Raw genomic sequence first — 6,635 nt, 5'->3', positions numbered from 1 at the left:
CCTATATGAGTTGCGCTTATTTAGGTACAAATCAATAGCCTTCAACTTATCTTCAAATGTATGTCTAGACATACAAGCACCCCAATCATTAGAGTTTCTTTGTCTAACAATTGGGGTGCAGTTCACATTGGGTGGCTTTTTATTATGTAAACCCGACATGTATAGCGAATACATACGTTCACATAGTTCCTTATTTGTTTTATACTTAAATAGAATTATTTCAGGTATTCCGAAAGTAGGATGAGTAAAAAATGAGTGATTTTGAAAATAAAGTGTTATTAAAAATTCTGGGACCTCTGGAGCTTGAAGTAATGAAAGTGATCTGGTCTAGAAAAAAAGGAACGGTTCAAGATGTGTTAACAGAATTAAAAGAGCAAAATAACTATGCTTATACCACTATTATGACAATCATGAATCGATTAGATAAAAAAGGAGTTCTCACACGTAGTAAGTTAGGAAAAGGATACGTATATAAGCCACGTTACAGTCCAAATGAACTCATTCAACAAAATTCCTCTGAACAAGTGGAAAATCTCCTTCATCATTACGGAGATTTTGCTATTACACAGTTTGTAGATGCTGTTGGGCATAACCCTGATCAACTTAATAAGCTGAAAGAACTAATCCAAAACTTAGAGAAGGATGAAAAATAATGTCTCGATTATTTCAAACTTCAAATAGTTATGTTTTATGGTTGATAGGTGTAATTACCCTGATAATCGGATTTTGCTTTGTTTTACATTATCATACAATGATGAATTGTATGTATTGGATGATGGAATGTTGTAACTTTCAGCATTATCAAGTATTCACCTTTACCTTGATTACTTTAGGGATTCTCCTTGTATGTTCCACTATGTACTTCTTATTTTTGTCTAAAAAGACGAAAAAATTTATTACTAAACTAAATTTATATAGAACAGACTGTTATGAATCAACTGTGGTTGAGAGCTTTCAACAAAAATATTCTGTACAAATTCAGGTTGTGGATTTTACTCAACCTTTAGCTTTCACACACGGATTTATTCATCCTCAAATTCTAATTAGTACTAGCTTAATTGATTTATTACAACCACAAGAACTAAAAGCTGTATTAGAGCATGAGTATTATCATTGTCAAAACAGAGATCCATTTAAATTATCAATATGTTTTAGCTTAACACGTGTATTTTTCTTCTTACCCATCTCTCGAAAGTTGTATAAACGCTATATGATAGAAAAAGAAATAAAAGCAGATAATTTTGCGATTCATAAAGTAGGAATGAAAGCTGTTGCATCAGCATTATACAAATTGATGATGACAAATATACCGTCTTCTTCATGTACAACGGCACACTTTCAAAACCATTCCTTCCACGATACGAATACAAGAATTGAAGTTCTTCTAAAAGGAGAATATAAACGTCCGTCCATTTCATTACTGGAGTGGATGAAATCCTTTATTTCTATTCTTTTTATTATTTTCCTAATAGGATGTGTGTCATTTTTGTGAAAATGGCCTTTCCTATATGTTTTTCCTACTACAATTATGTAGTAGGAAATTGACTAAAAACGAACCACCTACTACAATTGTGTAGTAGGTGGTTCGTTTACCATCTTTTATATGAGAAGATGATGGAGGAGAAAAAATAATGAAAAAGATAATTGTAGGTACATCACTTATTACATTAATGGCATTTGGCGGAAATGCTTTTGCAGCTACTTCAACTGAAGTGAAATCTGTGAATACAGCAACTTCTGCGTCGGAAACGATGAGCATGGAAGATTGCATGAAGATGATGCAAGCTATGGGTATAAGTGAGAAAGATTGCATGAAAATGATGAAAGACTGCATGGCCATGGGTATGAGTGCAGAAGACTGTATGAAGATGATGCAAGCTTGTATGGATATGGGTATGAGTGCAAAAGATTGCATGAAAATGATGAAAGACTGCATGACCATGGGTATGAGCGCAGAGGAATGTATGGAAATGATGAAAAATATGCAAAAATAAATGATGCAAATTGTAAGTAAAACAAACGTTAGCTAAGATTAGAGTAATACATCAAATAATAAGGGCTGGTTATTCATTAACCAGCCCTTATCTTATAGACGGTTATAGTGTTCTATAAATACAAAAACTATAATAATGGTAGATACAAAGATAATTTTTTATATCTAATAAGAGTAACATTAATTTATTTTAAGCTATTTATCTTATTTCAATGCTTGTCATTAGTCCTAAATAAGTACTTATAATAAAACAAATTGTCAAAAATACGGCTAGAAAAGGCGATTTTCTTTTATAAAAACTAAGGAATATCATAATAAGAAACGATACCCCGAACAGAATAGCAACTCCTCCTTGCACTGAAGCTGTTATTTCTAAGTTTACTGGCAGTTTGACAGGTCTACTAATTAATTCCATTATCCAATTTGCTACTCCTTCAGATTTGACGGTCTGATCAATATCATGTGGTGGAGACAATGTACCTAATATTCCTGTAAAAAAGAACACTATCAGTATACTTACACTTTCAGCTTTAACCCAGGGCTGAGGATTAAATGTTGGTGTTTTCCTCATTTTTCTTACCAAAATTCCATTAATACAAGCAAAGGCAAGAAGGGGAATGATACTTAAATGTTTGAGAAGTATCATTTGTCCATAAGGGAGTACCCAAGCATTTACGTAATCCTTGAAATCTACAACAAACAACATGACTGTGATGCCACTTATTAAAATTATGATCATACAACTAACTGCAAAAGGCGTAAACCAACGTAAAAACCGATCCCAATTTGTAGAATTCTTACTAAACCATGAAACTTGGATTAAAATGCCTGCCCATAAGGTAACGGCTAAGAAATGTATAGTGTGTGAAATAAATCCTGTCCAAAAGGATAGCGAGGCTACATGACTAGCATATCCTATACTTAATATCATTAGAAATAACAAAAGAGCTTGAACGTATTTAGAGCTTTCTAGATAGATAGCCAACCATAAAAGGATTGAGCACCAAACAATTACAATCCAGGCTTTACCTATCTCAAAGGTAAATAAAACAGAAAATAAAGTTTCAGCCACTCCAACACTTCCGCCAAAATAGGCGACCACTTGCAAAAGAGGACCAAAAGTGAAGAGAATAATTCCTAAAACACAGGATAATAAAAACCTTCTGGATATATATATACTAGGTTTCTTTTCAGGTGAAACAAATTGAAGAGCAACATGTCCTATTAAGGTTGAAAAAAGTATATACGTTATCAGTTCAGTAAGAGGTACTAGTACGTTCAATATTAATCACCTTTCTTCTGCAATATAATCTTCCTGTATAACCCTTTCATCATAACATCTACGTCTTCTTGAATTTCACAATGATTTTCAACATTTTTATAAACATTTTCAAAGGATAGCCCAATATCTGTTCCGAGCAACTTAATGAGAGGTCGAAGCATCTTTTTACCGAAAGAAAGTTGCTTGTTAGTAGGTTCAAATTTATCAAAAATTAGGATTGTTCCTTTATCCTTGGTTACTCGAATCATTTCCTTTAATGATTTATTGGGGTTAGGAACAACACTAAGTAGTAAGCTGGCCACAACAATATCAAATGAATTTGATTCAAAGGCTAGTTCCTGTGCGTCCATTTGTAAAAACTCAATCGAACTATTTTTGTATTTATCTTGTGCTTTTTGAAGCATTTCTTCTGAATAGTCAATAGCTTTCACTTGTAAGTCATCGCAGGGTATAAATGTTAAGTCTGCGCCTGTTCCAATTCCTACAAATAAAACACGTTGTTTTGGTTTAAATAAAATGTCTTGAAACACTTGTTTTCTAGCTTTATAAAATGTTCCATGGTTAAAAAAGACATCATAGAAGGGTGCCCAACATCTATAAATAAACTGATTCCACCGGTTATTCATTATAATTCCTCCTTATAAAAAGGGCTTTCCAACTATTGATGGAAAGCCACTACATGATGTTTACTCTTTCATTTTTAATAATCGAAGGCTATTTAAGATAACAATTAAGGCAGCTCCTGTATCACTGAGTACAGCAATCCAAAGCGTTAACCAACCAGGGAAAATAAATACTAAAGCAATTACTTTGATAATAATCGAAAACCAAATGTTTTGTTTGATAACCGTCAATGCTTTTCGACTTAATTTCATGGTATGAGGTAGCTTTTCTAAGTTATCCGCCATTAATACAATATCTGCTGTCTCCATAGCTGTGTCTGTACCTGCACCACCCATTGCAATTCCAAGGTCTGCTGTAGCCAATGCAGGGGCATCATTAATGCCGTCTCCAACCATAGCTGTTTTATAGCCTTCGCTTTGCAACTGCTTGATTGCTGTTACTTTATCTTCAGGTAGAAGGTCTGCAAAATAGCGATTTACCCCTGATTGGGAGGCAATCATTTTTGCTGTACCTTCATTATCGCCTGTTAACATAACAATTTGTTTAATTCCATTTTGTTTAAGGCTATCTAAAGCTGATATCGTTGTTTTTCTGATGATATCAGCTACTCCTACAATTCCTAACACTTCTTCTTTTGTTCCCACAATAATAATAGTTTTTCCTTCAGTTTGCAGCTTTTCAATATGTGTTAAAGAATTGGATAATGGTGTTCCTATATCTGAGAATAACTTTGCATTCCCAGCATAATAGATAGTTCCATCAATTGTTGCTTGCACACCTTTACCTGTTATACTTTTAAAATTTGAACCTTCTAAAGAAGTAATATCTTGATTATCAGCATGAGCAACAATTGCTCGTGCAATTGGATGATTTGAATACTCTTCTAAAGTTTTAGTGATGGATAGAAGCTGTTCTTCTGTAGAATTATAAGGAATTACGTTTGAAACGGCTGGTTTACCTTCCGTAAGCGTACCAGTCTTATCAAAAGCAATTGCGCTTATAGCTCCTGCTTTTTCTAAAAATGTTCCTCCTTTTATAAGGACACCATTTTTAGCTGCATTACCAATAGCCGATACAATAGCCACTGGTGTAGAAATAACCAACGCACAAGGACATGCTACTACTAATAATTCAAGTCCTTTATAGAACCAGTCACCCCATGATCCACCGAATAAAGGAGGGACCACCATCACTAATAAAGCTAGGATAAAGACAATAGGTGTATAAATCGTTGCAAATTTATCAACAAAGGCTTGTGTTGGTGCCTTTTTCTCTTGAGCCTCCTCAACCAAGTGAATGATTTTAGAAATTGTCGTATCCTCTACCAGTTTGGTAACTTTAATTTCTAATGAGCCACTTTCATTGATTGTTCCTGCATAAACCGCATCACCAATCTCTTTGTCTACGGGAATAGACTCACCAGTAATAGGGGCTTGGTTAATACTAGATTCACCTTTCACGACTTCTCCATCTAAAGGAATACGATCCCCTGGTTTCACGACAATAACATTTCCTATAGAGATTTCTTCTACAGCTTTCTTTACCAATTGGTCACCCTGTTTGACCCATGCTTCTGGAGGAGCTAAATCCATTAAGTTTCGTATCGAGTTTCTCGTTTGTTCAATTGATCTAGTTTGTAAAGCTACACCCAGAGCAAATAGCCACACAACCGTTGCACCTTCTAGCCATTCTCCAATAATAGCAGCCCCAAGCGCTGCCACTGTCATTAGTACATTCATATCTAATGAACGACTTTTAACAGCATAAAAAGCACTTTTAGCAGGTTTATATCCACTAATGACCATAGCTACTGCATACAGGATATTATTAATAAAAGGAGAAATTCCTGTGTAGGAGCCAATAAACCCTAATGCGATAAGGATACCAGAAAAAATAACAGGGCCATTTTTTCCTTTATTATGGTTTGTTTCTACAGCTCTTCTATTATTGGTTAGTAAAGTGGCGGTATATCCAGCTTTAGAAACTTCTTTAATAATCTCTTCTACATCATTTTCATGATTAATTTGTGCTTTTCCTGTTGAAAAGTTTACACTGACGTCGTTAACGGCAGGTACAGTCTTTAAATGATTAACAATTGTGTTCGCACAAGCAGCACAATCCATTCCTTCAATCAAATAAGTTTTCATTCGCTTATTTTGATTGATTGGCTCAATACTAAAACCTAGTTTCTCAACTTGGTTCTCGATAGGAGAGAAGGCAGCTGGATTACTTCCCACTACTTGTAATTTACCTGTACTGTAATTCACTTTTACATCCTGAATATCTTTTAATGTTTTTAAGCTTTTTTCAATGGTAACTGCACAAGCTGGACAATCCATGCCAAAAACGCGATAATCGAGCTTCTCTTCTGTTCCATTTACTACAAGTTCTTTTTCTTCAACATCAGAGCTTTTGCTACTGCAACATGAAGATGGTTGCTGTTGACTTTCCTCTTTAGTTAAAGCAATACTATCTGAACTACAACAATTCGATTTTTGTTCTTTAGGTTTCACTTCAACTAGAGAAGAGTTACTTGAATTGCAGCAACTATCTCCTTTATCCTCACTTGCTGAATTGTTAGAAGCGTTATTACTGCAACAACTCGATTGTTCTTTAGGTTTTATTTCAACTAGGGAAGAGCTACTTGAACTGCAGCAACTCGACTTTTGCTGACTTTTTTCTTCGCTTAAAGTGATTTTATCTGAGCTACAGCAACTAGATTTCTGTTCTTTTCCT

The 6,635-nt window shown here is 34.5% G+C and carries 6 protein-coding genes; 3 read left to right on the top strand and 3 right to left on the bottom strand.

Annotation, left to right across the window (positions count from 1 at the left end; genetic code table 11):
- The first annotated feature begins 251 nt into the window (after window positions 1-251).
- From ACN6NE_RS28235 to ACN6NE_RS28225, 3 genes are all read left to right on the top strand, one after another.
- Entirely contained in the window at window positions 252-653 is a 402-nt protein-coding gene (locus ACN6NE_RS28235) for a BlaI/MecI/CopY family transcriptional regulator (protein WP_474328614.1), read from the top strand.
- The gene (locus ACN6NE_RS28230) at window positions 653-1,492 is read left to right on the top strand and encodes a M56 family metallopeptidase (protein ID WP_129708050.1); all 840 of its coding nucleotides are present in this window, start codon (window positions 653-655) and stop codon (window positions 1,490-1,492) included. Before ACN6NE_RS28235 ends, ACN6NE_RS28230 begins: the two co-directional genes overlap by 1 nt.
- Window positions 1,493-1,631: 139 nt before the next feature.
- Complete coding sequence (locus tag ACN6NE_RS28225; protein WP_474328612.1) at window positions 1,632-1,994, top strand: hypothetical protein; 363 nt, start codon at window positions 1,632-1,634, stop codon at window positions 1,992-1,994.
- A gap of 198 nt (window positions 1,995-2,192) precedes the next feature.
- On the opposite strand, the gene ACN6NE_RS28220 is transcribed toward ACN6NE_RS28225, so the two are convergent.
- Genes ACN6NE_RS28220 through ACN6NE_RS28210 form a run of 3 tightly spaced genes read right to left on the bottom strand, consistent with a single transcriptional unit; the run spans window position 2,193 to window position 6,595 of the window.
- Window positions 2,193-3,275 (bottom strand): copper resistance D family protein, encoded by a 1,083-nt coding sequence (locus tag ACN6NE_RS28220; protein ID WP_474328610.1) that lies wholly within the window; start codon window positions 3,273-3,275, stop codon window positions 2,193-2,195.
- A 2-nt stretch (window positions 3,276-3,277) separates the two neighbouring features.
- Window positions 3,278-3,901, bottom strand: coding sequence for a class I SAM-dependent methyltransferase (locus tag ACN6NE_RS28215; RefSeq protein WP_129708044.1), 624 nt, complete (start codon window positions 3,899-3,901; stop codon window positions 3,278-3,280).
- A gap of 60 nt (window positions 3,902-3,961) precedes the next feature.
- The gene (locus ACN6NE_RS28210; RefSeq protein WP_474328626.1) at window positions 3,962-6,595 is read right to left on the bottom strand and encodes a heavy metal translocating P-type ATPase; all 2,634 of its coding nucleotides are present in this window, start codon (window positions 6,593-6,595) and stop codon (window positions 3,962-3,964) included.
- Between the last annotated feature and the right edge of the window lie 40 nt (window positions 6,596-6,635).

The sequence above is a fragment of the Priestia sp. 53B2 genome (genome assembly GCF_056099005.1).
The sequence above is the reverse complement of the archived record's forward strand: the minus strand, read 5'-3'. Positions and strand labels throughout refer to the sequence as shown.

Excerpts from the sequence above, each read along its gene's own strand:
- ACN6NE_RS28225 (WP_474328612.1), top strand. The coding sequence starts at position 1,632 with ATGAAAAAGATAATTGTAGGTACATCACTTATTACATTAATGGCATTT.
- ACN6NE_RS28235 (WP_474328614.1), top strand. The coding sequence starts at position 252 with ATGAGTGATTTTGAAAATAAAGTGTTATTAAAAATTCTGGGACCTCTG.
- ACN6NE_RS28215 (WP_129708044.1), bottom strand. The coding sequence starts at position 3,901 with ATGAATAACCGGTGGAATCAGTTTATTTATAGATGTTGGGCACCCTTC.
- ACN6NE_RS28230 (WP_129708050.1), top strand. The coding sequence starts at position 653 with ATGTCTCGATTATTTCAAACTTCAAATAGTTATGTTTTATGGTTGATA.